The 25,027-nt window shown below is 69.9% G+C and carries 20 protein-coding genes, 2 tRNA genes and 1 pseudogene; 16 read left to right on the top strand and 7 right to left on the bottom strand.

Annotated elements, in window-relative coordinates; translation table 11 throughout:
- Nucleotides 1-21: 21 nt before the first annotated feature.
- The 9 genes from dnaN (at nucleotide 22) to ACIQNU_RS28850 (ending at nucleotide 10,647) form a co-directional block, all read left to right on the top strand.
- A complete protein-coding gene (gene dnaN / locus ACIQNU_RS28810; protein WP_401372001.1) occupies nucleotides 22-1,152 on the top strand; it encodes a DNA polymerase III subunit beta in 1,131 nt (376 codons plus the stop codon).
- Nucleotides 1,153-1,290: 138 nt separating this feature from the next.
- On the top strand, nucleotides 1,291-2,166 hold the full coding sequence (gnd, locus tag ACIQNU_RS28815; protein WP_401372003.1) for a phosphogluconate dehydrogenase (NAD(+)-dependent, decarboxylating): 876 nt from the start codon (nucleotides 1,291-1,293) through the stop codon (nucleotides 2,164-2,166).
- Nucleotides 2,167-2,195: 29 nt separating this feature from the next.
- Entirely contained in the window at nucleotides 2,196-3,317 is a 1,122-nt protein-coding gene (gene recF, locus ACIQNU_RS28820) for a DNA replication/repair protein RecF (protein WP_401372005.1), read from the top strand.
- A 128-nt stretch (nucleotides 3,318-3,445) separates the two neighbouring features.
- A complete protein-coding gene (locus tag ACIQNU_RS28825; protein WP_401372007.1) occupies nucleotides 3,446-3,961 on the top strand; it encodes a DUF721 domain-containing protein in 516 nt (171 codons plus the stop codon).
- Between the two features lie 431 nt (nucleotides 3,962-4,392).
- Nucleotides 4,393-6,453: a DNA topoisomerase (ATP-hydrolyzing) subunit B gene (gyrB, locus tag ACIQNU_RS28830; RefSeq protein ID WP_401372009.1), complete on the top strand. Its 2,061-nt coding sequence runs from the start codon at nucleotides 4,393-4,395 to the stop codon at nucleotides 6,451-6,453.
- Between the two features lie 42 nt (nucleotides 6,454-6,495).
- Entirely contained in the window at nucleotides 6,496-9,093 is a 2,598-nt protein-coding gene (gene gyrA / locus ACIQNU_RS28835) for a DNA gyrase subunit A (protein ID WP_401372011.1), read from the top strand.
- Nucleotides 9,094-9,108: 15 nt separating this feature from the next.
- Nucleotides 9,109-9,792, top strand: coding sequence for a DUF3566 domain-containing protein (locus ACIQNU_RS28840; RefSeq protein WP_401372013.1), 684 nt, complete (start codon nucleotides 9,109-9,111; stop codon nucleotides 9,790-9,792).
- Between the two features lie 139 nt (nucleotides 9,793-9,931).
- Nucleotides 9,932-10,008 (top strand) — tRNA-Ile (locus ACIQNU_RS28845).
- Nucleotides 10,009-10,230: 222 nt separating this feature from the next.
- Nucleotides 10,231-10,647: a hypothetical protein gene (locus tag ACIQNU_RS28850; protein ID WP_401372015.1), complete on the top strand. Its 417-nt coding sequence runs from the start codon at nucleotides 10,231-10,233 to the stop codon at nucleotides 10,645-10,647.
- 640 nt (nucleotides 10,648-11,287) lie between these two features.
- On the opposite strand, the gene ACIQNU_RS28855 is transcribed toward ACIQNU_RS28850, so the two are convergent.
- Nucleotides 11,288-11,782, bottom strand: a complete 495-nt coding sequence (locus tag ACIQNU_RS28855) for a DUF6344 domain-containing protein (protein ID WP_401372017.1) — start codon at nucleotides 11,780-11,782, stop codon at nucleotides 11,288-11,290.
- A 326-nt stretch (nucleotides 11,783-12,108) separates the two neighbouring features.
- On the opposite strand from ACIQNU_RS28855, the gene ACIQNU_RS28860 reads away from it, so the two are divergent.
- From ACIQNU_RS28860 to ACIQNU_RS28870, 3 genes are all read left to right on the top strand, one after another.
- Complete coding sequence (locus ACIQNU_RS28860) at nucleotides 12,109-12,237, top strand: DLW-39 family protein (RefSeq protein WP_003999697.1); 129 nt, start codon at nucleotides 12,109-12,111, stop codon at nucleotides 12,235-12,237.
- A 318-nt stretch (nucleotides 12,238-12,555) separates the two neighbouring features.
- Nucleotides 12,556-14,595, top strand: coding sequence for a VWA domain-containing protein (locus tag ACIQNU_RS28865; RefSeq protein WP_401372019.1), 2,040 nt, complete (start codon nucleotides 12,556-12,558; stop codon nucleotides 14,593-14,595).
- On the top strand, nucleotides 14,571-15,974 hold the full coding sequence (locus tag ACIQNU_RS28870) for a hypothetical protein (protein WP_401372020.1): 1,404 nt from the start codon (nucleotides 14,571-14,573) through the stop codon (nucleotides 15,972-15,974). The genes ACIQNU_RS28865 and ACIQNU_RS28870 overlap by 25 nt, the downstream gene beginning before the upstream one ends.
- Before the next feature lie 72 nt (nucleotides 15,975-16,046).
- Here ACIQNU_RS28870 and ACIQNU_RS28875 read toward each other — a convergent pair whose 3' ends face one another.
- Nucleotides 16,047-17,576, bottom strand: a complete 1,530-nt coding sequence (locus ACIQNU_RS28875; RefSeq protein WP_401372022.1) for a protein kinase — start codon at nucleotides 17,574-17,576, stop codon at nucleotides 16,047-16,049.
- Between the two features lie 49 nt (nucleotides 17,577-17,625).
- Nucleotides 17,626-18,174, bottom strand: coding sequence for a helix-turn-helix domain-containing protein (locus ACIQNU_RS28880; protein WP_401372024.1), 549 nt, complete (start codon nucleotides 18,172-18,174; stop codon nucleotides 17,626-17,628).
- Between the two features lie 182 nt (nucleotides 18,175-18,356).
- Here ACIQNU_RS28880 and ACIQNU_RS28885 point away from each other — a divergent pair.
- Nucleotides 18,357-18,429, top strand: a tRNA-Ala gene (locus ACIQNU_RS28885).
- A gap of 94 nt (nucleotides 18,430-18,523) precedes the next feature.
- Here the strand turns inward: ACIQNU_RS28885 and ACIQNU_RS28890 are convergent.
- Nucleotides 18,524-19,060 (bottom strand): hypothetical protein, encoded by a 537-nt coding sequence (locus ACIQNU_RS28890; protein ID WP_401372026.1) that lies wholly within the window; start codon nucleotides 19,058-19,060, stop codon nucleotides 18,524-18,526.
- Nucleotides 19,061-20,321: 1,261 nt separating this feature from the next.
- Nucleotides 20,322-20,495: a hypothetical protein gene (locus ACIQNU_RS28895; protein WP_401372092.1), complete on the bottom strand. Its 174-nt coding sequence runs from the start codon at nucleotides 20,493-20,495 to the stop codon at nucleotides 20,322-20,324.
- 30 nt (nucleotides 20,496-20,525) lie between these two features.
- Between ACIQNU_RS28895 and ACIQNU_RS28900 the strand changes: the two are divergent.
- Nucleotides 20,526-20,759, top strand: a pseudogene (locus ACIQNU_RS28900) (transposase); the annotation flags it as partial.
- Between the two features lie 94 nt (nucleotides 20,760-20,853).
- Here ACIQNU_RS28900 and ACIQNU_RS28905 read toward each other — a convergent pair.
- Nucleotides 20,854-21,681, bottom strand: coding sequence for an ABC transporter permease (locus ACIQNU_RS28905; protein ID WP_401372027.1), 828 nt, complete (start codon nucleotides 21,679-21,681; stop codon nucleotides 20,854-20,856).
- A gap of 53 nt (nucleotides 21,682-21,734) precedes the next feature.
- Nucleotides 21,735-22,646 carry an ABC transporter ATP-binding protein gene (locus ACIQNU_RS28910; RefSeq protein ID WP_401372029.1) on the bottom strand — a complete coding sequence of 304 codons (912 nt, stop codon included), beginning with the start codon at nucleotides 22,644-22,646 and terminating at the stop codon, nucleotides 21,735-21,737.
- Nucleotides 22,647-22,878: 232 nt separating this feature from the next.
- On the opposite strand from ACIQNU_RS28910, the gene ACIQNU_RS28915 reads away from it, so the two are divergent.
- Both ACIQNU_RS28915 and ACIQNU_RS28920 read left to right on the top strand, forming a co-directional pair.
- Nucleotides 22,879-23,895 (top strand): MarR family transcriptional regulator, encoded by a 1,017-nt coding sequence (locus tag ACIQNU_RS28915; protein ID WP_401372030.1) that lies wholly within the window; start codon nucleotides 22,879-22,881, stop codon nucleotides 23,893-23,895.
- Between the two features lie 51 nt (nucleotides 23,896-23,946).
- Nucleotides 23,947-25,008, top strand: coding sequence for an iron-siderophore ABC transporter substrate-binding protein (locus ACIQNU_RS28920; RefSeq protein WP_401372031.1), 1,062 nt, complete (start codon nucleotides 23,947-23,949; stop codon nucleotides 25,006-25,008).
- Nucleotides 25,009-25,027: the final 19 nt, after the last annotated feature.

Genomic DNA, 25,027 nt, shown 5'->3' on the forward strand with positions numbered 1-25,027 from the left:
ACTGCAGGAGGCGGGCTTACGGTGAAGATCCGGGTGGAACGCGACGTACTCGCGGAGGCAGTGGCCTGGGCTGCGCGCAGCCTCCCGGCCCGTCCGCCGGCGCCAGTCCTCGCGGGCCTGCTGCTGAAGGCCGAGGACGGCGCGCTGAGCCTGTCCAGCTTCGACTACGAGGTCTCCGCGCGCGTGTCCGTCGAGGCGGAGGTCGAGGAGGACGGCACCGTCCTCGTCTCCGGCCGCCTCCTCGCCGACATCTGCCGCGCCCTCCCCAACCGGCCGGTGGAGATTTCCACAGACGGTGTACGGGCGACCGTGGTCTGCGGCTCCTCGCGGTTCACGCTCCACACACTTCCTGTGGAGGAGTACCCCGCGCTGCCGCAGATGCCGTCCGCGACGGGCACCGTCCCGGGCGAGGTCTTCGCATCGGCCGCCGCCCAGGTCGCCATCGCCGCCGGGCGCGACGACACCCTGCCGGTGCTCACCGGTGTGCGGATCGAGATCGAGGGCGACACCGTCACGCTGGCGTCCACCGACCGCTACCGCTTCGCGGTCCGCGAGTTCCTGTGGAAGCCCGAGGTCCCGGACTCCTCCGCGGTCGCCCTGGTGCCCGCCAAGACGCTCCTGGACACCGCCAAGGCCCTGACGAGCGGTGACAGCGTCACCATCGCCCTGTCGGGCTCCGGTGCCGGTGAGGGGCTGATCGGCTTCGAGGGCGCCGGACGGCGGACGACGACGCGGCTGCTCGAAGGCGACCTGCCGAAGTACCGCACGCTGTTCCCGACGGAGTTCAACTCGGTCGCGGTCATCGAGACCGCCCCGTTCGTCGAGGCCGTCAAGCGCGTCGCGCTGGTCGCCGAGCGGAACACCCCGGTGCGGCTCAGCTTCGAGCAGGGCGTGCTCATCCTGGAGGCCGGCTCCAGCGACGACGCACAGGCTGTGGAAAGGGTCGACGCCCAGTTGGAGGGCGACGACATCTCGATCGCTTTCAACCCGACGTTCCTGCTCGACGGCCTCAGCGCGATCGACTCCCCGGTCGCCCAGCTGTCGTTCACGACGTCGACCAAGCCCGCGCTGCTCAGCGGCAGGCCCGCGCTGGACGCCGAGGCGGACGACGCGTACAAGTACCTGATTATGCCGGTGCGCCTGTCGGGCTGAGTCCGCGCCTGCGGGAGTCCGCAGGTGGGGGTACGTCTGAGCGGCTGAGCCCACAGGTGTGCGTGAGGGTGCGGGCGTAGGCTCGGACGAGGGTACGAAAGTGCCCGCTACGCCACATCGCGACGGTAAGGAACACTGATGGAGCTGGGTCTCGTCGGCCTCGGCAAAATGGGCGGCAACATGCGCGAGCGCATCCGCCGCGCGGGCCACACCGTGATCGGATACGACCGCAATCCGGACGTATCCGATGTCCACAGCCTGGAAGAGCTGGTGAGCAAGCTCAAGGGCCCGCGCGTGGTGTGGGTGATGGTGCCCGCGGGCGCCGCCACCCAGGCCACGATCGACGAACTCGCCGCGCTCCTGGACGCCGGTGACGTCGTCGTGGACGGCGGCAACTCCCGCTGGACGGACGACGAGAAGCACGCCGTGGAGCTGGGCCTCAAGGGCATCGGCTTCGTCGACTGCGGCGTCTCCGGCGGCATCTGGGGCCTGGAGAACGGCTATGCGCTGATGTACGGCGGCTCCGAGGAGAACGTCGCGAAGGTGCAGCCCGTCTTCGACGCCCTCAAGCCCGAGGGCGACTTCGGCTCGGTGCACGCCGGCAAGGTCGGCGCGGGCCACTTCGCGAAGATGGTCCACAACGGCATCGAGTACGCCATGATGCAGGCGTACGCCGAGGGCTGGGAGCTGCTGGAGGCCGTCCAGTCGGTGACCGATGTGCGCGAGGTCTTCCGCTCCTGGCAGGAAGGCACCGTCATCCGCTCCTGGCTGCTCGACCTCGCGGTCAACGCGCTGGACGACGACGAGCACCTGGACCACCTCAAGGGGTACGCGGAGGACTCCGGCGAGGGCCGGTGGACGGTCGAGGCCGCCATCGACAACGCCGTTCCGCTGCCGGCCATCACGGCGTCCCTGTTCGCGCGGTTCGCCTCGCGCCAGGACGACTCCCCGCAGATGAAGATGATCGCGGCGCTGCGCAACCAGTTCGGCGGCCACGCGGTCGAGAAGAACTGACACCACCAGGGGGAGGTCGGCGAACGACCATGCACGTCACGCATCTGTCGCTGGCCGACTTCCGCTCGTACGCCCGGGTCGAGGTTCCGCTCGATCCGGGCGTCACCGCCTTTGTGGGGCCCAACGGCCAGGGCAAGACGAACCTCGTGGAGGCCGTCGGCTATCTGGCGTCCTTGGGCAGCCACCGGGTCTCGTCCGACGCCCCGCTCGTCCGGGTCGGCGCGGAGCGCGCGATCATCCGGGCCGCGGTCCGGCAGGGCGAGCGTCAGCAGCTCGTGGAGCTGGAACTCAACCCGGGCCGCGCCAATCGTGCCCGTATCAACAAGTCGTCGCAGGTCAGACCCCGGGATGTGCTGGGGATAGTGCGGACGGTCCTGTTCGCGCCCGAGGACCTGGCGCTGGTCAAGGGCGACCCGGGCGAGCGCCGCCGCTTCCTCGACGAGCTGATCACCGCGCGCTCCCCGCGCATGGCGGGCGTCCGCTCCGACTACGACCGGGTCCTCAAACAGCGCAACACCCTGCTGAAGTCCGCCGCACTCGCCCGGCGGCACGGCGGACGGTCCATGGACCTGTCCACGCTCGACGTCTGGGACCAGCACCTCGCGCGCGTGGGCGCCGAACTGCTCGCCCAGCGGCTCGACCTGATCGCCGCGCTGCAACCGCTCGCCGACAAGGCGTACGAGCAGCTCGCGCCCGGCGGCGGTCCCGTGGCCCTGGAGTACAAGCCGTCCGCGCCCGGCGAGGCCCACACCCGCGAGGGCCTGCACGACCAGCTCCTGGCCGCGCTCACCGAGGTCCGCAAGCAGGAGATCGAGCGCGGGGTGACGCTCGCCGGACCGCACCGTGACGACCTGCTCCTGAAGCTGGGCCAGCTCCCGGCGAAGGGGTACGCGAGCCACGGCGAGTGCTGGTCGTACGCGCTGGCGCTGCGGCTCGCCTCGTACGACCTGCTGAGGGCCGAGGGGAACGAACCGGTGCTCGTCCTCGACGACGTCTTCGCCGAACTGGACGCGCGCCGCCGTGAGCGGCTCGCGGAGCTGGTGGCGCCCGGCGAGCAGGTGCTCGTGACGGCCGCGGTCGACGACGACGTGCCGGGCGTCCTCGCGGGGACCCGGTTCACGGTCTCCGACGGCACCGTGGAGCGCGTGTGAGCGCGCCGCGGGACATCCGGCCCGGCGATGCGGGCGGCCCCCTCGGAGCGCCCGGTGGAGGCGGTGGCCCCGCCCCCGGTCCCGTACCACCCACACCTTCCGTAACTTCCGTACCCTCCGCACCGTCCATGCCCTCCGCACCTCCCGAGCCGAGCGGTGTCGATCTCGCGCGGGTCGCCCTGCGGGCCGCGAAGGAGCAGGCACGCGCGCGGGGGGACGCGGTGGCGCAGAAGAAGCAGGCGCGCAGGGGTGGCCTTCGCTCCGGCGCGCGCGCCGACGGCCGCGACCCGATGGCGCTCGGCGCCGCGATCAACCGGCTCATCACCGAGCGCGGCTGGGAGGCCCCGGCCGCCGTCGGCGGGGTCATGGGCCGCTGGCCGCAGATCGTCGGCGACGACCTCGCCAAGCACTGCGTCCCCCAGAAGTACGACGAGGACGAGCGGGTCCTGACCGTGCAGTGCGACTCCACGGCGTGGGCGACCCAGCTGCGGCTGCTCGCCCCGCAGCTCGTCGCGCGGCTCAACGAGGATCTGGGCCACGGCACGGTGAAACTGCTCAAGGTGCTCGGTCCCGGAGGCCCCCCACGCCGCTTCGGCCCCTTGCGCGCCCCGGGCAGCACGGGCCCCGGCGACACCTATGGATGACCGCGCCGTCCCCGCCCGCCCGCTGCCCGGCGGCTCCCGTCCCGTGTCCTGCCTGCTCATCCGCCCTGCTCGCGCCGGGTTCGCGCCCTCCGCGTGCGGCCCTTTCGCTGCTGTTTCGCCCGTTCGGAGAACAGCGGGCCCGACGGTCGCTCGTGGTTGACACCTCGAAGCGCTGAGTGCCGCTGTGAGCCTCTTTTGGCCCGGGGCCGCATATGGGGAGTCGGTGGAGACCGGTTCAGGGCGGCACATGCGGACTCAGGTACCGGCAAACCCCCATCACTGTCGGCGCTACCGGTAGACTGGAAGCTAATCCCGCCCCACTTGTGGGACGCACCGAGCAACGCTGACCAAGGCTTACCACCGCAACACGCCGCAGCCGCTCCGGCCACCCGCCGGGAATTCGGCTAGTGCTGTGCCAGAAAGGGCGCTTCGTGGCCGATTCCGGCAACCCCAACGAGAACATCCCGTCCACCGACGCCGGCGCCACCGGCGAGGCCCACGCCTCGAACGGCGAGGTCACCGCCTCGTACGACGCCAGCGCCATCACCGTCCTTGAGGGTCTGGACGCGGTCCGCAAGCGCCCCGGTATGTACATCGGCTCGACAGGCGAGCGCGGCCTGCACCACCTCGTGCAGGAGGTCGTCGACAACTCCGTCGACGAGGCGCTGGCCGGCCACGCGGACACGATCGACGTCACGATCCTCCACGACGGCGGCGTGCGCGTGATCGACAACGGCCGGGGCATCCCGGTGGGCATCGTCCCGTCCGAGGGCAAGCCCGCCGTCGAGGTCGTGCTGACGGTGCTGCACGCGGGCGGCAAGTTCGGGGGCGGCGGTTACGCGGTCTCCGGCGGTCTGCACGGCGTGGGCGTCTCCGTCGTGAACGCGCTGTCCAGCAAGGTCGCCGTCGATGTCAGGACCGACGGCTACCGCTGGACGCAGGACTACAAGCTGGGCGTCCCCACGGCCCCGCTCGCGCGGCACGAGGCCACGGACGAGACCGGCACGTCGGTCACCTTCTGGGCCGACCCGGACGTCTTCGAGACCACCGAGTACTCCTTCGAGACGCTGTCGCGGCGCTTCCAGGAGATGGCGTTCCTCAACAAGGGTTTGACGATCAAACTCACTGACGAGCGCGAGCTGGCGAAGGCCACGGCCGGTGCCGACGAGGCGGGTGCGGACGAGAAGGACGAGGTCAAGACCGTCACGTACCACTACGAGGGCGGCATCGTCGACTACGTGACGTACCTCAACTCCCGCAAGGGAGACGTGGTGCACCCCACCGTCATCGACCTTGAGGCGGAGGACAAGGACAAGAGCCTGTCCCTCGAAGTCGCCATGCAGTGGAACAGCGGATACAGCGAGGGCGTGTACTCCTTCGCCAACATCATCCACACGCACGAGGGCGGTACGCACGAGGAGGGCTTCCGTGCGGCGCTGACCTCGCTCATCAACAAATACGCGCGCGACAAGAAGCTGCTGCGCGAGAAGGACGACAACCTCACGGGTGACGACATCCGCGAGGGTCTGACCGCGATCATCTCGGTCAAGCTGAGCGAGCCGCAGTTCGAGGGGCAGACCAAGACCAAGCTCGGCAACACCGAGGCGAAGACTTTCGTACAGAAAGCGGTCTACGAGCACCTCAACGACTGGCTGGACCGCAACCCGAACGAGGCCGCGGACATCATCCGCAAGTCCATCCAGGCGGCCACCGCGCGCGTGGCGGCCCGCAAGGCGCGCGACCTGACCCGCCGCAAGGGCCTCCTGGAGACCGCGTCGCTGCCCGGCAAGCTGTCGGACTGCCAGTCCAACGACCCGACGAAGTGCGAGATCTTCATCGTCGAGGGTGACTCCGCCGGCGGCTCGGCGAAGTCCGGACGCGACCCGATGTACCAGGCGATCCTGCCGATCCGCGGCAAGATCCTGAACGTCGAGAAGGCGCGGATCGACAAGATCCTGCACAACCAGGAGATCCAGGCGCTGATCTCGGCCTTCGGCACCGGTGTGCACGAGGACTTCGACATCGAGAAGCTCCGCTATCACAAGATCATCCTGATGGCGGACGCCGACGTCGACGGCCAGCACATCAACACGCTGCTGCTGACGTTCCTGTTCCGCTTCATGCGTCCGCTGGTCGAGGCCGGCCATGTCTTCCTGTCCCGCCCGCCGCTCTACAAGATCAAGTGGGGCCGCGACGACTTCGAGTACGCGTACTCGGACCGTGAGCGCGACGCCCTGATCGAGCTGGGCCGCCGCGCCGGAAAGCGCGTCAAGGAGGACTCGATCCAGCGCTTCAAGGGCCTCGGCGAGATGAACGCGGAGGAGCTGCGCATCACCACGATGGACATCGAGCACCGCGTACTCGGCCAGGTCACCCTGGACGACGCCGCCCAGGCCGACGACCTGTTCTCGGTCCTCATGGGTGAGGACGTCGAGGCCCGCCGCCAGTTCATCCAGCGCAATGCCAAGGATGTCCGCTTCCTCGACATCTGAGTCGGTCTCAGCTGACCGCAGCAGAAAGGATCTTCACCAGCAATGGCCGACGAGAACCCCCCCACTGTGCCCGCTGTGCCCGAAGGGCCCGAGTCGAACGTGCGCATCGAGCCCGTCGGGCTCGAAACGGAGATGCAGCGCTCGTATCTCGACTACGCGATGTCCGTCATCGTGTCCCGCGCGCTGCCCGACGTACGGGACGGCCTCAAGCCCGTCCACCGCCGCGTCCTGTACGCCATGTACGACGGCGGCTACCGGCCCGAGAAGGGCTTCTACAAGTGCGCCCGCGTCGTCGGCGACGTCATGGGCAACTACCACCCGCACGGCGACTCCTCGATCTACGACGCGCTGGTCCGGCTGGCGCAGCCCTGGTCGATGCGGATGCCGCTGGTGGACTCCAACGGCAACTTCGGCTCCCCGGGCAACGACCCCGCCGCCGCCATGCGCTACACCGAGTGCAAGATGGCGCCGCTGTCCATGGAGATGGTCCGTGACATCGACGAGGACACCGTCGACTTCACGGACAACTACGACGGCCGCTCCCAGGAGCCGACCGTCCTGCCGGCCCGGTTCCCGAACCTGCTGATCAACGGCTCCGCCGGTATCGCGGTCGGCATGGCGACCAACATCCCGCCGCACAACCTCCGCGAGGTCGCCGACGGCGCCCAGTGGTACCTGGAGCACCCGGACGCCTCGCACGAGGAGCTGCTCGACGCCCTCATCGAGCGCATCAAGGGCCCCGACTTCCCGTCCGGCGCCCTCGTCGTCGGCCGCAAGGGCATCGAGGAGGCGTACCGCACGGGCCGCGGCTCGATCACCATGCGCGCGGTGGTCGAGGTCGAGGAGATCCAGAACCGCCAGTGCCTGGTCGTCACCGAGCTGCCCTACCAGGTCAACCCGGACAACCTCGCGCAGAAGATCGCCGACCTGGTCAAGGACGGCAAGGTCGGCGGCATCGCCGACGTCCGCGACGAGACCAGCTCCCGTACGGGCCAGCGCCTCGTCATCGTCCTGAAGCGGGACGCGGTCGCCAAGGTCGTCCTGAACAACCTGTACAAGCACACCGACCTCCAGACGAACTTCGGCGCCAACATGCTGGCGCTCGTCGACGGAGTGCCGCGCACGCTCTCCCTCGACGCGTTCATCCGCCACTGGGTGGCCCACCAGATCGAGGTCATCGTCCGGCGGACGAAGTTCCGGCTGCGCAAGGCCGAGGAGCGCGCGCACATCCTGCGCGGCCTCCTGAAGGCCCTGGACGCCATCGACGAGGTCATCGCGCTGATCCGGCGCAGCGACACCGTGGAGATCGCACGGACGGGCCTGATGGGCCTCCTGGAGATCGACGAGATCCAGGCAAACGCGATCCTGGAGATGCAGCTGCGCCGACTGGCCGCCCTGGAGCGCCAGAAGATCGTCCAGGAGCACGACGAACTCCAGCAGAAGATCACCGAGTACAACGCGATCCTCGCCTCGCCGGTCCGCCAGCGCGGCATCATCAGCGAGGAACTGGCCGCGATCGTCGAGAAGTACGCCGACGACCGCCGTTCCAAACTCGTTCCCTTCGACGGCGACATGTCCATCGAGGACCTCATCGCCGAAGAGGACATCGTCGTCACCATCACGCGCGGGGGCTACGTCAAGCGCACCAAGACGGAGGACTACCGCTCCCAGAAGCGCGGCGGCAAGGGCGTACGCGGCACGAAGCTCAAGGAAGACGACATCGTCGACCACTTCTTCGTGTCGACGACGCACCACTGGTTGCTGTTCTTCACCAACAAGGGACGCGTCTACCGCGCGAAGGCGTACGAACTGCCGGACGCCGGCCGGGACGCGCGCGGGCAGCACGTCGCGAACCTCCTCGCCTTCCAGCCGGACGAGGCCATCGCCGAGATCCTCGCCATCAGGGACTACGACGCCGCGCCCTACCTGGTCCTCGCGACCAAGGCGGGCCTGGTCAAGAAGACCTCACTGAAGGATTACGATTCGCCCCGCTCCGGCGGTGTGATCGCGATCAACCTGCGGGAGACCGAGGCCGGCGCGGACGACGAGCTGATCGGCGCCGAACTGGTCTCGTCGGACGACGATCTGCTCCTCATCAGCAAGAAGGCGCAATCCATCAGGTTCACCGCGACGGACGAAGCGCTCCGCCCGATGGGCCGCGCCACCTCGGGCGTCAAGGGGATGAGCTTCCGCGAGGGCGACGAACTGCTCTCGATGAATGTCGTCCGGCCAGGTACGTTCGTGTTCACCGCCACCGACGGCGGGTACGCCAAGCGGACCCCCGTCGACGAGTACCGCGTCCAGGGCCGCGGTGGCCTCGGTATCAAGGCCGCCAAGATCGTGGAGGACCGCGGCTCGCTGGTCGGGGCGCTGGTGGTCGAGGAGACGGATGAGATCCTGGCCATCACCCTCGGCGGTGGTGTGATTCGTACGCGAGTCAACGAGGTCAGGGAGACGGGCCGTGACACCATGGGCGTTCAACTGATCAACCTGGGCAAGCGCGATGCCGTGGTCGGTATCGCGCGTAACGCCGAGGCCGGCCGTGAGGCCGAGGAAGTCGACGGGGACACTGTCGACGAATCGGCCGACGGCGAGACGGTCACCGGTACGGACGAGGGCACGGAGTCCACGGCCGAGTAGCGCGAGGAGTGAGTCGTGAGCGGAGCCACGGGCGCCGGAGCGAATGGAACCGGAGCGGACGGCGGCCGTGGCCCCGCCACTGACTCTTCTGCCTCCCATGACTCTCATGGATCCCAGGGGGGAACTGTGACGGACACCCGAGGGCCCCAGGCCCCGTACGAGGGGTATGCGGGCGGCCCGGCAGGCGGCGGCAGCACCCTGCCGGGGGAGCGCGAGCCCCAGCAGCACGCCGGGCAGCCCTACCACCCGCCGCAGGCGTACCAGACGCCTCCGGCGGGTCCGGCGGGCGGGACACGCCGGCCGCGGACCGGGGCGCGGACCACGCCCCGTACGAGGAAGGCACGGCTGCGGGTGGCGAAGGCCGACCCGTGGTCCGTGATGAAGGTGAGCTTCCTGCTCTCCATCGCGCTCGGCATCTGCACGGTCATCGCCGCTGCCGTGCTGTGGATGGTCATGGACGCGATGGGCGTCTTCTCGACGGTCGGCGGCACGATCTCCGAGGCCACCGGCTCGAACGAGTCCAACGGATTCGACCTTCAGTCGTTCCTGTCGCTGCCGCGTGTGCTGATGTTCACGGGCATCATCGCCGTCATCGACGTGGTCCTCGCCACGGCGCTCGCGACGCTCGGCGCCTTCATCTACAACCTGTCCGCCGGGTTCGTGGGCGGCGTGGAGCTGACGTTGGCGGAGGACGAGTAGGGGACGCGCAGCGGGATGCTGGGCGGCATGCGAGGCGCGATGCGGGGCGGTCGGTTTTCGGCCCGTACGGACCCCGGATACCGATTTTGGGACTGACCGCGTCGTGCGCTAATCTTCAGAGGTCAGCGCGCAGCGCGGCGGGGCTATAGCTCAGTTGGTTAGAGCGCATCCCTGATAAGGATGAGGCCACAGGTTCAAATCCTGTTAGCCCCACCAGTACGAAGACCCCCAACCAGTTGTGGTTGGGGGTCTTTGGCGTCTGCGGCCGGTGTTTACGGCTGACGTGGGGTGTTCGCGTCGCTGATCGGCTGTCGGTGCCCGGCGCTACCTTGAGGCCCCATTGGCGCGGCAGCTACAGAACAGGGGTAAGCCATGGGGGCCAGCGGGTGGGACTACGTCACTCCCTACCGAGAAAGCGTCGGAGCGACACTGGAGGCCTTGCACGACGAGGTGTTTCAGGAGCTGTACGGCGACGGCGAAGAGTACGAGAGCCTGCACGAGCTGTACGCCGACGAGGAATTCATGGGCGAGGAAGGCACTCACTCGATTCTCGACGTGCGGCGCATGGTCGAAACGAGCAATCCGCCTCAGGAGCACGACGAGGCCGACTACTTCACGCTGCGCCCGCTGCCCGCCGACCGGCTTGTGGACCACTTCGGCACGGACCGTCCCACCGTGCGGCAGTACGAAGACGCGATGGCTCGGTCGTTCGAGGCCATGCGCACGAGACGGCCTGGGGACGAGGACAGCACGCTGCTCGGTGAACACCGGGTGCGCTGGACGGGCTTCTACGTGGTCCTCTACGCCGATGGTCGGCCCACCCATGTCGGCTTCTTCGGCTCTTCCGGGGACTGAGACTCAGTCACGCGCGACGCCATTGGTCGGAGCCGGGGCCGGATCGGTGGCCGGGCGGTCGGGCCGGCGTCGGGGCGGTCGGTGTCGCTCGTCCTGAGGGGCGCGGGCGCGTGGGGGCGCCGGGGCGCGCGGGGGCTCAGGAGGGACTGCCGGGGCCGCGGTGTTCCGGCCGTCGCGTCGGGGCACGCGACGCTGCGGTTGGGGCAGTGGCTTTCCGCCGTGGGGCGGTGTGCGCTGCTGCGGGGCCGCGTCGTCGTGTGGTCGCGTCGCTACGGTGTGGGGCTGGGCGTGTGTGGGGGTGGGGCGTGCCGTGCTCGGCCGTCTTGCGGTGCGTCGTCGGGCGGTACGTGTTGGGGTGCGGGGCGTTGTGGCGCCCGTGGTGCTGGGGTGCTGCTTGGTGCATCGGGTGCGACCGGCGTACCGGATGGGGCCGGACTGCCGGTTGTTCCTGGTGGTTGTTCCTGGTGCGGATGGTGCAGCTCGTGTAGCTGGGCGTTGCGGGTGTATCCGGTGGTTCTGATGGTTCTGGTGGGGCTTGTTCTGCTGAGGGAGCTGGTTTTGCTGGGCTGGGCCGGGTCTTGACGGGCCTGCTCTGCGGTGGGCGCTCTGGTCGGCCGTGGTGCCGGGGGCGCCGGTGCGGTCAGTTCGCGTAGGCGTGGCGCGCATGGGTGTGGTGTGCGGGGCGGCCCTGGTGCGGGGTGCCGTGCTGTGCCGGGCCCTGGTGGCTGTGGGGGCGGTGCGACGGGCTGTGCTGTGACGGGCCGTGCTGCGCGGGGATGTGGGGCCGGTGCGCCGTGGGGTCCGGGGATTCGGTGGTGAGGGCTGCAACCGGTGCGTCGGCCTGTTCCGTCGTCGTGGCGGGTGCCGAGGGGCGGTGGCGGCAGCTCGGCGAGGAACCGTGGGCCTCGGCGCGGATCCGCTGCTTCATCGTGGGTGGCAGCGATGTGTCGTAGCGGGCCGGCAGCGGCGCCGCCGCCAGGCACGGCTCGGTGGTCTCCGCGCTGTTGCGCGCCTTCTCGGCCTGCTGTACGGGGGTGGCCGCGGCGGCCGTGGTGGAGAGTCCCAGGGTGGCGAGCACTGCGAAGACGGCTGTGATCAGGGCGGTCCACAGCGTCATGACCTTGTTCCTGGCCATGTTCCCTCACTTTCGGGTTGGTTCGATTTGCGTACTTTCCTCATGATGTGTATGTGCGCTCTTGAGTGGGGGACGCTCGCTTGTGGCGCGGCGATCTTCAGATGAACACCACTCGGATGGGCGCAAGTGCCCCGAATAATGGGCTGGAGCGGCGAAAGTCACAGTCTGAGGGGAGTAGTCGGAGTGCCTTCGCCCGCCAGGGCTCGTTGCTACTGCGGTGCTCGGAGCGGGAGTTGGGCTCCCTGGCAGGTCACTGATCGATATCGACCGGTGTGTATAGTCGGGCGCCAGAGGTCCCCTACGTCAAGGAAAGACGAGGTCGCGCGGTGAAGAAGCTTCTCCTGGTCGCACTGGCCGCCATCGGCGGGCTCCTCGTGTACCGCCAGATCCAGGCGGATCGCGCCGAGCAGGATCTGTGGACGGAGGCGACCGACTCCGTGCCCACGGGTTCGTGAGAATCGACAACAGTCTCTTCGCAGGCCCCGATCGCCCGAGCGGTCGGGGCTTTGTGCTGCCTGATCACGTTGTTGCGGGACCGTGACGCAGCGTCCCTTGAGTTCACCCCAGCAAATGACTAGGTTGCAGGAGCAAAGTCACGGGGTGGCGCAGACGGGGACGAGGGGGCACGCGTGAAGTCACAAGCATGGGCGTGGGTACGGGGACGAGTACGAGTGGATGTAAGGGCACGGGGGCGGGTTCAGGGGTTGGGTCGGGGGAAGCCGGGCGTCGTCGGGGGTGCGTCGGACGACGGTGACATCGGGTGGAATCGGATCTTGGGTGGGCGTCCGGGTGGCGGCCGTGCGGGTGGGCGGGTGCGCCGGGCCGGGGGTGGCGCGGTGCTCGTCGGGGCGGTGCTCTGCGGCCTGGTCGTCGCGCCGCTCCCGGAGGCGTCCGCCGCTCCGGCCGAGTCCATTGCCAACAGCGGCAACACCGGTAGCAGCGGCGACACCGGTAGCAGTGGTCTCGTCATGGTTCTCGACTCCTCGGGGTCCATGGCCGACGACGACGGCACCGGGCGTACCCGCATGGAGTCCGCGCGGGACGCCGTGGGCACGGTCGTCGACAGCCTTCCGGACGGTTATCCGACCGGATTGCGGGTCTACGGCGCCGATCAGCCGCGCGGCTGCACCGACACCCGGCTCGTGCGCCCCGTGGAGGCGCTCGACCGTGAGGCGATGAAGCGGGCCGTGGGCGCCGTACGACCCAAGGGCGACACCCCGATCGGGCTGTCGCTGCGCAAGGCGGCGCAGGATCTGCCCGAACCGCGGGCCGGCGCGATCGGGCGGCGCACGATCCTGCTGATCTCCGACGGTGAGGACAACTGCGGTGCCCCCGAGCCCTGCGAGGTCGCCAGGGAACTCGGCGAGGACGGCGTCGACCTGCGGATCGACACCATCGGCTTCCAGGTGAAGGGCGCGGCACGCAAGCAGCTCGAATGCGTCGCCGACGCGGGCCACGGCTCGTACTACGACGCACCGGACGCCGAAGCGCTGGCCCGCCAACTGGTGCGTGCCTCGCAACTGTCGGCCGACGGCTACCGCTTCCGAGGCGCCTCGATCACGGGCGGGTCGCGCGCGGAGGACGCCGCCGGGCTCACACCGGGGCAGTACCTCGACACGATCGGGCCGGGCGAGACCCGCTGGTACGCCGCCTCGCTCGACGGCGCGTCCGCGGCGGACTTCGGTGTCACCGCCGTACCGCAGCCGGGGGTGCGGGTCGCGTACGGCGACGGGATCGAGCTGAAGCTCACCTCCACGGGTCGGGTCGGGGCCACCTGTGACAGCGACCGGGCGCACTTCTCCCAGACCGAGGGCGCGATGGTGCTCACGAGCGCGGTCAGTCGAATCCCCTCCTCCCAGGGCAACCGGTTCTGTGACAAGGCCGGGCGGTTCCTACTCTCTGTACACCGCTCGACCGCATCTGGTTCCGATGCCGCCCGCTGGCCGGTCGAACTGCGCCTGGGCACCGAGAAGCCGCTGAAGGCCGGGACGGTGCCGGCGGAGTCGGCGACCGAGTACGGTGCGGCGGGACCGGACGCCGTCCTTCCGGTCGGCGACCCGAAGGACGTGACGGGCGGAACGGGTTTCAACGACGCGCGCGCACTGACCAAGGGCGTGTGGCGCGACCATCTGCTGCCCGCGCAGACCCGCTGGTACAAGGTGCGGGTGGGCTGGGGCCAGCAACTGCGCTACCGGCTCGACTTCGGCAACGAACCCACCGTCGACGCCACGACGACGGGCACGCCGAAGTCCTCGTTCGTGCACACGGCCGTCTACACGCAAGGCCGCAAGAGCGTCTGGTCGGGCACCGGCTTCCGCGACCGGCGCGGCTACTACGGCGATCCGGCCGCCCTGGACATGGGGACCGTCCCGGTCTCGTGGACCAATCGCTGGGAACCCGCTCACCAGGTCGTTCCGTTGCGCGCGGCGGGTGACTACTACGTGGCCGTCTCCCTGGGCCCGGAGGTGGCCGCCTTCGCCGAGAACCCGGCGATCGGCGTCGTGCTCAAGGTCGACGTCGTCGGTGACGAACTGGCCGGTCCTCAGCACGACGCGCCCCCGCGCGCGAAGAACGCGGACGACGCCGGTGACACCGCTGGTACCGACGGCAAGGGCGGCGCCGGTGATTCGGGTGCCCGCGCGGACGGTGCGGAGTCCGGCGCGGCAGGATGGTCCACCGTCACGGTCGCTTCGGTGGCCGGTGGCGCCGTCGCGCTGATCGCCGCTCTCGGGCTGGTGTTCGCGCGGCGCCGGGCGGCCAGGGCGGCGGCCGGGACGGGAACGGCCGGATGGACAACGAGGGGTGGCGCGTGATGAGGCGGTACGGCACGAACGGGAGGCACGCGGGCCACGGGAGGCACGCGGGCTACGGGAAGTTCGGCCGGGCCGCGCTGGCCGCCGGAGCGGCGCTGTGTGCCGTCGCCGCGCTGCCGGAGGTCGCCTCGGCGGCCGGCACCCCGAACCCGTACGCCTTTGCCGAGGGCGCGAAATCGGTGACCGGGACGGCGAGCAACACGGACGCCGCGAAGCTCGAAGCCGGGAGCACGTACAAGAGCACCAGCGCGCGCGAGGGGACGCTTTACTACCGGCTAGAACTCGACGCGAAGACGAACGCCTATGTGTCCGTGACGGCGGTCCCTCCGCTGGGCACGAAGGTCGCCTACGGGGATGGTGTGACGGTCTCCGTACAGGACGGCAACGGCACCAATTGCTCGTCCGGGCAGGCGCGTTTCGGGTCGGCGACGAGTCCGCGGCCGATCACCGCCTGGGCGTCACGGAGGATCGGGCCCGACAAGACCAGTTGCCAGGAGAGCGGCACGTACTACGTGGTCGTCGAACGGACCCGGCAGGGCACGTCGACGCCGGGGCCCTGGGACCTGGAGATCCAGCACGTGTCGGAGCCGGGTCTCGCGAAGGCGGGCTCCACCACGCCCCCGGAGACCTGGAACTCGGCCTCGCCCGAACCGCTGTCCGGCGATCCGCAGCGGCGCACCGGCGGGACCAGCTTCAACGACGCGGTCGGCCTGGAGGAGGGCGTCTGGTCGGACCGGGTCAAGCCCGGACAGACGTTGTACTACCGGGTGCCCGTCGACTGGGGACAGCAGCTCTCCGCGCGCGCGGAGCTGGGCAGTTCGGCGGATGACGGCTATGTGTCGTCGGCGCTGGAGATCGCGCTGTACAACCCGGTGCGCGGCTTCATCACGCGGGCCGACACCCCGTACGACGGCAAGCAGAAGTCGGCCGCCCTGGAACCGCTGCCCCCGGTCGCGTATCCGAACCGGTACGAGACCAAGGACGACGTCAGCGGGATGCGGTTCGGCGGGTGGTACTACCTGACGGTGCATCTCAACCCGGAGATGGCGGAGAAGTACGGCCAGGGGCCGATCGGGACGACGTTGCGCGTGAAGGTCTCCGGGACCGCGCAGGGCGGACCGGAGTACGCGGGGACGCCGCAGCCGGCCGACGCGTTCGGCGTCAGCGACCGGGACAAGGAACTCGCCGCGTCCGGCGGTACCGAGGAAGAGGCCGCGCGGAGCGACACCATGCGGCTGGTCGCCGCGGGCGCCATCGGTGCCGGTGTGGTGCTGGTGGCGGTGCTGGCGGTGTGGACGCTGACGGCCCGCAAGCGGGCGGCGGCGGCACCGCAGGGCGGCACGCCGCCTACGGGGTACGGGCCGCCGGGCGCCTGGTAGCGGTCGGCAGCCAGCCGGGAAGCCTACGGCGCGGAAGAGTGCGGCGAGGAAAGGTACGGCGCGGGGCAGGGCTCAGGTCTGGGTGAGGGCCCAGATGCCGACCGCGAAACAGAGCAGGGCGACTACGAGGACCGGGACTGCGACCTTCGGGGGCGGTCCCGGTCGGCGTTGCGGCACCTGCCGGTGGCCCGTCGGCGCCGACATGGCCGGACCGGCCGGTGTGGCCGGAGCGCCCGACTCCGGAACCTGTGCGCCGGGATGCGGAACCTGGAGGCCCTGGGCGGTGTATGGACGAGTAGGAGCGTATTCACGCTGCACCCCGGAGGTCGGAGCCTGGGGGGAGACGGGGGAATGGTGGGGCTGAGGTTGAGGCTGAACGGACGGATGGGGCTGACCGGCCTGGTGCTGGGGTGCCTGCTGGGCTGGGGGACCCTGGTGAGGCTGCTGAGGCTGAGACTGGTGACCGGGATGGGGGCCTTGGTAGGGCTGGGGGGCGGACGCCTGCGTGGGCTCGAAGTGCGCCGGGGCCTGGTGGGCGGGGGCCTGCGTGGGGTCGGGCGCGGAGGGAGTGGAGGGGGTGGAGAGGCCGGAGGCCGTGTGGGGTGCGGCCGGCGGAGGGGGCGCGAGATGGAAGCTGCCGGTCTCCGACATGGACGGCCGCACCGCAGCGGGCACAGCGTCGGGTACGGGAGCGGTGGCGGGGCCGCGTCGGCTCTCGGGGCGCTCGGGACCCTCGGGGCCGAAGCCTGCGGGGAGCGGTCCGATCTGGTCGAAGACCTCCACCAGCTCGTCGTCGGGGCCCAGCTCGGGCAGCATCTCGACGGCGGAGGTCAGCGCCTTGCGCGCTCCCGTGGCCGTGCGGAACCGCGCCTGCGGATCGGGCTGGAGCAGATTCGCGATGACCTGCCACAGCGGCTCGTCGATGCCCTGCGGCGCCGACGGTGTGCCGTGCTCCGCGAAGTGCTCGATGAGGGCCTGCGAGTCGGGCTTGGCTCCCTGCAGCAGATAGAGCGCGACCAGGCCCACGGCGAACAGATCGGCGGTGAAGTCCGGCTCCGCGCCCATCATCTGCTCGGGCGCGAAGTAACCGGGCGTGCCCACCACATAGTTGGTCTCGGTCAGCCGCGGCTCCCCCTTGCGCATGGAGATGCCGAAGTCGGACAGCCGCAGATGCGGGCGCCCGGTGCCGGTGGCCTCCAGAAGGATGTTGGCGGGCTTGATGTCGCGGTGCACGACCCCCTCCGCGTGCACCGCGGTGAGCCCGGACAGAAGCTGGTCGAGCAGCGTACAGACGAATCGGGGCGGCAGCGGGCCGTAGTCCCCGATGAGATGGGCCAGTGAGCCGCCGCTGACGAGGTCCATCGTGAACAGGACCTTGTCGTCGTCGGCGGCCCAACTGGCCGGCGCGAGTACATGCGGGTGATCGATCCGGAGTGCCTGTTCGCGGACGAAGCGCAGCAGGGTGTGCGCGTCGCTCTGCTGAAGGACCTTGGCGGCCACATACCGGCGCCGCCGGTGGTCCCAGGCACGCCAGACCGCGCCGACTCCCCCACGTCCGATCGGGTCGGCCAGTTCGTACCTGCCGGCGAATACCTCACCCATCGCTGTACGTCGCTCCCCGTGCTGCGTTTCCGGCTGCTGGGCCCTGGGCTCAGCTCTGGTGTGCCTGATAGTGGGCGACCGCGTCGGCGGTGCGCCCGGCGCCGTAGACCTTGAGGAACTCTGCCAGTTCCGGGTGGGTCGGGGCGAGGGAGTCCGCCGCATCGATGATGTCGCCCGCCGCCGCGACCGAGCGCAGCAGGGACTGGATCTCACGGACCACACGCTTCACGGTGGGCGCACCGGTGCTGGAGGTGGACTGGGACGTGTTGCTCAGGACGGATCCCCCCTGGGACTTCTTGATCTCGTCCATGCGCTCGGTGGCCTCGGCGGCGCTGACACTGCCGTCGGCGACCTGGGCGGCGAGTTCCTGAAGGAGCTGGACGCGCTGGACGACCGCCGGGTTGCCGATCTTGGCGCGCTGGCCGCTCATCAGCTGGGACAGCATCGGCGCCGACAGTCCGAGGACTCCGGCGAGCCGGGCCTGATTGAGCCCGAGATCCTCGATGAGCTTACGGAAGAGCGCCCCCAAAGGCTCTCCGTACCAGTTCCGCTGTAGCTCCCGCGCTCTCGCGGTGGCTTCTTGCTGTGCGGCGTCCATTTGCGTCTCCCCATCGCTTCCCCAAGTACCGCGCTTCGCTCCAGCGAACCGCGTGCGAGCATCTTACGGAGCGTGCTGGGGCACGGGGAGTCCAATCCTTTTGCGGGATCCGGGGGGTGACCCGGTACTCTGGTCTGCGATGCCGCCCGGGGGCCGAGTGCTCCGGCGACCGCATCAATTTCGGGGCCTTAGCTCAGTTGGTAGAGCGCTGTCTTTGCATGGCAGATGTCAGGGGTTCGACTCCCCTAGGCTCCACACTTGCGAGACCCTCTCTGAACTGCGGAAACGTTGATCAGATGGGGTCTCGCGCCACATCTGGTGGGTGTACGGCGGGCGCGCACGCGGTACGTCAGTCCTCGTCCGCCCTGGTCAGGGCTTCGGTGATCAGGCGGGTGGCGAAGTCGCGGTCGTCGGTGAGGCGGTTGATGTGCTCCGCCAGCAGGAAGACCGTGGCTTCCAGCGGAGTCATCTCGTCCCTGGTCCATTCTCCGTACTGCTTGCGCCACAGGCTGGGGCTCAGTCCCGTGCCCGCGGCGACGAGCAGGCCCGCCATGCTGGGAATCGCCTCGGGGCGGACACTGCGGGGCATCATGCGTAACGTGGCCACGAGATTGGGTACCACTGCGGCGATGACGTCCTCGTCGTGGTCCTCGTAGGCCATCCGCAGCCACTCCATGAACATGAAGATGAGCGTGCACGCGCCGTCCAGCACTTCATGCGCTCCCCTGGGACCCAGAGTCGCGGCGAACTGGTCGGCCAGGGCCTTTTGGTCGGCGTCGGTCTCGGTCCTGCCGTCGTAGACGGCTTTGAGCCGCGAGTCGATCATCATGAGCGCCGTGCCCACGTCGCCGGCGGGTGCGTACCGGGGGTCACAGGGCGATGGCACGGGAACCTCCTCATGGCCCGCGCCGGGCAGCGCGGCGTGTTCGTACGCTAGACCGCCGAGGGGGCGGGGTCCGGCGAATCCGGGAAGGTCCGTCCGGAGAGACGGATCGCTGATCGATTGTGTGTCGAAGCCGGTCATCGGCGGTCTTCGGACGCCACCTCGCGATCCCCGCTCCGGACTTCATTCCACCGCCGGCCGTGGCACCGCCGTCACCGGCCGGCCAGGTAACCAAGATCAACCCACCCTGCGCTCAGTCTTGTCTCGTAGCAGGTCGACGTGGTGATGCGCACCCGTCCACCGCCGTGCCACCGTCAGTGTCATCGCGCGCCCACGTCCGCCACCGCCGCCGCAGCAGCAGCCAACCCCAGCACCCGAGTGCGATGAGCATCAGGATCGGCCAGGCGAGCTGACCCGGCTGCTGTCCGAGGCCGACCCGCACGCGTCGCGCACCTTCGTCAGCCTGGTGAGCGGGGGCGTCAACCATGGTCCGGCGTTCCAGGGATCGCACATCATCGGTGACATCACCTTCCACGTCCCGTCGGCACCGGCGTCCACCCCGGGCATCCCGCCCAAGCCGGATCAAGTGCCGCCCGTGACCGTCCACTTCAGCAACGGCAGCGCCGAACTGGCCGTACTGGACCAGACGCTCGGCCCGGGAAGTGGCCGCGGCTCCGTCAATGTCGGAGTGCTGGGCGGACTTCCCGGGGTCGGCAAGTCGACCACGGCCCGGTGGTGGGCGGAGACGGCCCGGGAGTTCTTCCCCGACGGGCAGCTGTACGTGGACTTCGCGGCGCTGCGCGACCGGCCCACGGCCGGCGCGGATGTCTCGGAGGCCGTCGCCATGTGCCTGCGATCGCTGTGCGGAGGCGACCTCGGCATCCCGAACTCACTCGCGGAGCGGACCAATCTGTTCCGGTCACGTTCGGCCGGCCTCCGCATCCTGATCGTCCTGGACGACGTGAACCAGCCCGCACAGGTGCGGGGGCTGATCCCCAAGGGGCCGGGCAGCGCGGTACTGGTCACCAGTCAGGGCAGGCTCGGCGAGCTGGCCCTGGACGGGGCCCGGTTGGTAGCGCTGAAGCCGCTGGACGCCCACGGCGGACTGGCCCTGCTCAAGGACAGGTGCGGTGAGGAGGCGGTCGCGGCGGAACGGGGCGCCGCGGAGCGCCTGGTGGAGCTGCGGGTGTCGGTTTCGGGGCGGCCAGTGGGGCGGCCACGGGAGCGGTCGCTGGAGCGGCCACTGGGGCGGTCCGCGGAGTGGCTACCGGTGCGGTGGACCGGGGCGAAGGCGGAGTACGACGTCCTCGTCCCGCACGTCACCGATCCGCAGCGCCACCCGGGCGCCGTCCAGCGGACGCCCCGCGCGCAGACAGGCGTAGACGACCGCGGCTGGCAGGCCCGGGTCCATCGCCGGACCCGTGGCCGCCGACTCCACGACCCGGCCGTCCCTGAGGCCGACGAGACAACCGCCCCCGGGAAGAAGGTCTTCGGCAAGCCGCTGCCCAACAGCGAACCGAAGCTGCTGGCCATGTTCAACAAACTGACCGCGAAGTTCGGCACCGTCCTGGTAATCGTGGGCCAGCCTGCCTCCACCGCAGCCCACCTCGCCTCCTACGCCGGCCTCCTCCCCACCACGAATTCGTCCGGGACCTCGATCCACGGCGAACACGCGCCCCGGGGAGGAAAGCGCCCAGTCAAACGCGCGATGCTCCGGGACGGCACCTTCCACGAACCCAGAACCCCCACGCCTCGCTTGACGAAAGACATAGAGGCAGCCCATGCCCCACCCCTCCTCACCCCACCCGCTGAAGTGCCCTCTCCCGTCGGGCCCCCAGGTCCGAGCCCGACTCGCGGCGGGCCATGCGGCGTAGGACGTAGGGGGCGATGGTCAGGGACAGGAGTGTCCAGGTGCTCAGTACCGCGACTGTTTCCCAGGGGCGCCAGGAGGCGCCTATCTCGATTGCCGCTGCCGAGTCGGGGAGGAGCGCGGAGCGCATGCCCAGGCCGAGCCAGTAGATCGGCGAGAACTGTGCGACCCCTTGCAGCCAGCCCGGCATCGAGGTGATCGGGTAGAAGATGCCGGAGATCGCTATCAGGGCAAGCACCGGGAGCTGGATCAGACCCTGGCCGCGGGCGCTGGTGAAGACCGATCCCAGGATCGCGCCCACGGGCAGTGTCGCCGCCATGCCGAGGACCAGGACCCAGCTCAGGGTCAGCCAGGTCCCCGGGCTGCCGGTGGTCAGGCCGTCGATGAGGAACAGGCCCGGGATCAGCAGGATCGCCAGGTCCGCGAGGAGACCGCCGCCCACCGATACGACCTTGCCGACGAGGTAGCCGAGCATGCCGTTCGGTGTCGCCTTGGCCCGCAGCAGCGTTCCGTCCTCGCGTTCGGCGGTCAGTATCTGGCTCATGGCGACCATGCCCATCGCGACGTTCATCCCCAGGATGCTCGGCAGCGCCAGTGTGCCGAGGAGCGGTCCGTCCGGACCGAACTCCCTGTCCCGCAGGAAGAACAGCGCGATCAGCATCAGGACCGGCCAGAGGAGATGGGACACCAGGTCGGGGCCGTTCGTGAACGACTGCCGCAGTTCGATCACGCCCCGCGCCCAGCCCGCGCGCACCGCCTCCGCCTTACCCGCCTTAGCCCCTGCCGTGGCCCTTTTCGGCTCCCCCCTCACCGGCCCGCCCCCTCGTCCTGCCGTACCCAGGCCAGGTACGTATCTTCCAACGAGGCTCGGCGCACTTCGAGTTCCCCGATCGTGTCCCCGTACGTGTGGAACAACTCCCTGACGAACTCCGTGGATTCGGTGGTCGTGCGGACGAAGCGGTGGCCCTCGTGTGTCCAGCGGACCTCGTCCTCGCCGGCCGTGCGCCGGGCCAGGTCGTCGGCCGAGCCGTCGGCGACGATCCGGCCGCCGACGAGGATCAGGACGCGGTCGGCGAGCTTGCCGGCCTCGGCGAGGTCGTGCGTGGTGAGCAGGACGGTCGTGCCGTGGTCGTCGGCGAGGCGGCGGACCAGGTCGTGGAACTCGTACCGCGCCTCGGGGTCGAAGCCTGCCGTCGGTTCGTCCAGGAACAGGAGTTCGGGGCGGCCCACGATGCCGATCGCCACGTCCAGCCTGCGCCGCTGCCCGCCGGACAGCGTCTTGATCTTCTTGTCGGCGTGGGCGGTCAGACCGACCGCTTCGACCAACTCGGCGGCGTCCCATGGTCGTCGGACCGTGCCGTCGGAGTAGGGGGCGTAGTAGCGGCCGAGGTGGGCGAGGAGTTCCCGTACCCGCCATTTGCCGTGGTCGCGCCAGGACTGGAGGACGACGCCGATCCGCGCGCGCCAGCGTTCGTCGCCGTGCGCCGGGTCCGTGCCGAGGACCTCGACGCGGCCCGCCGAGCGCATCCGGAAGCCTTCCAGGATCTCGATCGTGGTGGTCTTTCCCGCGCCGTTCGGGCCGAGCAGGGCCAGGACCTCGCCCTGTTGAGCCCGGAACGTCACCTCGTGCAGAACGTCGTGCGGGCCGTAGCGCATCCGCAGCCGTTCGACATCGAGCACCACACCCCCGGTGCTCGCCGCCGCCGTGTTCGCCGTCATCCCACTCCCACTTCCGCTCTCCGTACCGTTCGGGCCCGATTCCCTTCGGGCGGCCTCAAAAGCTACGTTGCGTTCAGTGTGGCCTCAATGAGTTCGGGGATGGATTCGGTTGTGTAGCGGGGTAATTCGGTGTTCCATTGCAATGGTTCTGACGGCGAATGCAATCTTCATGATCTTTCGTTGCAATGTGCTGAAGCTGAACGTAAGGAACGTGAGGGAGTAGGGAGTACGGATGCCCGGTGGCAGGCTCACGCACGAGGACCGGCGGCAGATCGCGTCGGGGCTGGCCGATGGGCTCGGGTATGCCGGGATCGCCCGGCGGCTGGCGCGGCCGACCTCGACCGTGAGCCGGGAGGTGGCCCGTAACGGCGGGCCCGACGGGTACCGGGCCGACCACGCCCATCACGCGACCGCCCGCCGTGCCCGCCGCCGCGATCCGCTCCCGCCTCCGGGCGCCCCCGGCGACGAGAGCCGCGCACCCGGGGGCCGTACCCCCGAAAGCCGCAGCTCCGAGGGCCGTGACCCCGAAGCCGTCCGCGCCTTTGTTGATGATTTCGCCGCGCTCATGGTCGGCACCGGGCTGCCCCGCATGGCGGCGCGCGTGCTGGCGTCCCTGGTCACGACCGACTCGGGGGCCCTGACGGCCGCCGAGTTGGTGCGGCTGCTGCGGGTCAGCCCCGCCTCGGTGTCCACGGCGGTCCGCTATCTCGAAGGGTTGGATCTGGTCCGGCGTGAACGCGAGGGTGCCCACCGCAGGGAGCGGTATCTCATCGATGACGACGTCTGGTTGCGTACGTGGATGACGAGCGCCCGGACGAACGCCGCGCTCGCCGATCTCTCCCGGCGGGGCGTCGCGGTGTTCGACGGCGCGACGCGGGCCGGGGCGCGACTCGACGGGATGCGGCTGTTCTTCACGCAGCTCAGCGACGACATGGCCGGCGGCACCACCGCCGCCGTCTTCAGCGACGCACTGACTGTGCTCGCGGCGCTCACACATGCCGCGCTCGCCGGGGCACCGGCCCTCACCGCGCACCGCATCGCCGCCGCGCTGAACTGGGACGAGAACCGTGTCACGGACGCCCTGCGCGAGATCGAGCGGCACCCGGACCTCTCCGACCCGCTCACCCTCCACCGCACGGGGCCCGGCGGGTACACGGTCACCGTCCGGCCCGACCGGCTCACTTCCGCCCAGCGCCGGGCACTTGGGGAACCCGGCGTTCCGCACCCACCTCCGCACGGTCTAAGGTAAGGCTTACCTAATACGAGTGCCACGCGGGTGGCGAACTGTGGGAGTGCGGTCATGCGGGTGCGAGGGGCGAGGGCCGTACTGGTCGCGGTGGTCGTCGGTGGGCTGGTCGCCGGGTGCGGCGAGTCCGGGAGCGGGAGTTCCGGCGGCGGCAAGGACAGCGGAGGCGACACCTCCCGTAACGCCGTCACCGGGGCGAAGGACGGGAAGGGGCCCACGGCCGCGCCCAGCGCCGTACCGGACGGGATGGGTACGGAGGCGAAGGACGGCGAGTTCCCGCGTACCGTCGGCCACTTCAAGGGAGAGGCGGAGCTGGCGAAGGCGCCCGAGCGGATAGCCGTACTGTCCACCGGACAGCTCGACGACCTGCTGACCCTCGGCACCGTGCCCGTCGCCACGACCCGCGCCGACAACGCCGGACTCGTCCCCGACTATCTCGCCGACGCCTTCCCCACCGAGAAGAAGAAGCTCGCGGCGATGACCGACGCGGGCACGCGCACCGCGCCCAATCTGGAGTCCCTGGCCCGCGCCAAGCCCGATCTGATCCTCGCCAACGACTCCCTCGGCGATCTCTACCCCAAGCTCTCCGCCATCGCGCCGACCGTCGTCACCAAGGGCCAGGGCATCAACTGGAAGAGCGATCTGCTGCTCGTCGGCGCCGCGATCGGCAAGAAAGAGCAGGCACAAAGTCTCCTGGACGGGTTTGCGAAGGAAGCGAAGACAAAGGGCGCGGCGCTCGCCGACAAGGGCGCCGAGGTCTCCATGGTCCGCTTCACACCCGGCCGGACCCGGATGTTCGGGGTGTCCTCGTTCACCGGATCGATCGCCGTCGACCTGGGCGTCGCGCGCCCGAAGTCCCAGCAGTTCCTCGCCATCTCGGAGGACATCAGCGCCGAGCGGATCGACACCGCCGACGGTGACTGGATCTTCTACTCGGTGCAGGGCGACCCCGCCAAGACCGACGCGGGCAGCGTGCTCGCCGGGCCGCTGTGGAAGTCCCTCAAGGGCGTCAAGGCCGGGCACGCCGTCAAGGTCGACGACGACCCCTGGTACCTGAACGCGGGGCCGACCGCCGCGCAACTCGTCCTCGACGGACTCACCGACCGGCTCGGCTGACCCCCTCCGGACCGGCCCC

Source organism: Streptomyces sp. NPDC091292, assembly GCF_044757265.1.
In the GTDB taxonomy this organism is placed as follows: domain Bacteria; phylum Actinomycetota; class Actinomycetes; order Streptomycetales; family Streptomycetaceae; genus Streptomyces.

Coding starts and splice junctions, on each gene's coding strand:
- ACIQNU_RS28915 (WP_401372030.1), top strand. CDS start 22,879: ATGCCCGGTGGCAGGCTCACGCACGAGGACCGGCGGCAGATCGCGTCG.
- gyrA (WP_401372011.1), top strand. CDS start 6,496: ATGGCCGACGAGAACCCCCCCACTGTGCCCGCTGTGCCCGAAGGGCCC.
- ACIQNU_RS28825 (WP_401372007.1), top strand. CDS start 3,446: ATGCCCTCCGCACCTCCCGAGCCGAGCGGTGTCGATCTCGCGCGGGTC.
- ACIQNU_RS28855 (WP_401372017.1), bottom strand. CDS start 11,782: ATGGCCAGGAACAAGGTCATGACGCTGTGGACCGCCCTGATCACAGCC.
- recF (WP_401372005.1), top strand. CDS start 2,196: ATGCACGTCACGCATCTGTCGCTGGCCGACTTCCGCTCGTACGCCCGG.
- ACIQNU_RS28920 (WP_401372031.1), top strand. CDS start 23,947: ATGCGGGTGCGAGGGGCGAGGGCCGTACTGGTCGCGGTGGTCGTCGGT.
- gnd (WP_401372003.1), top strand. CDS start 1,291: ATGGAGCTGGGTCTCGTCGGCCTCGGCAAAATGGGCGGCAACATGCGC.
- ACIQNU_RS28910 (WP_401372029.1), bottom strand. CDS start 22,646: ATGACGGCGAACACGGCGGCGGCGAGCACCGGGGGTGTGGTGCTCGAT.
- ACIQNU_RS28870 (WP_401372020.1), top strand. CDS start 14,571: ATGGACAACGAGGGGTGGCGCGTGATGAGGCGGTACGGCACGAACGGG.
- ACIQNU_RS28880 (WP_401372024.1), bottom strand. CDS start 18,174: ATGGACGCCGCACAGCAAGAAGCCACCGCGAGAGCGCGGGAGCTACAG.
- ACIQNU_RS28875 (WP_401372022.1), bottom strand. CDS start 17,576: ATGGGTGAGGTATTCGCCGGCAGGTACGAACTGGCCGACCCGATCGGA.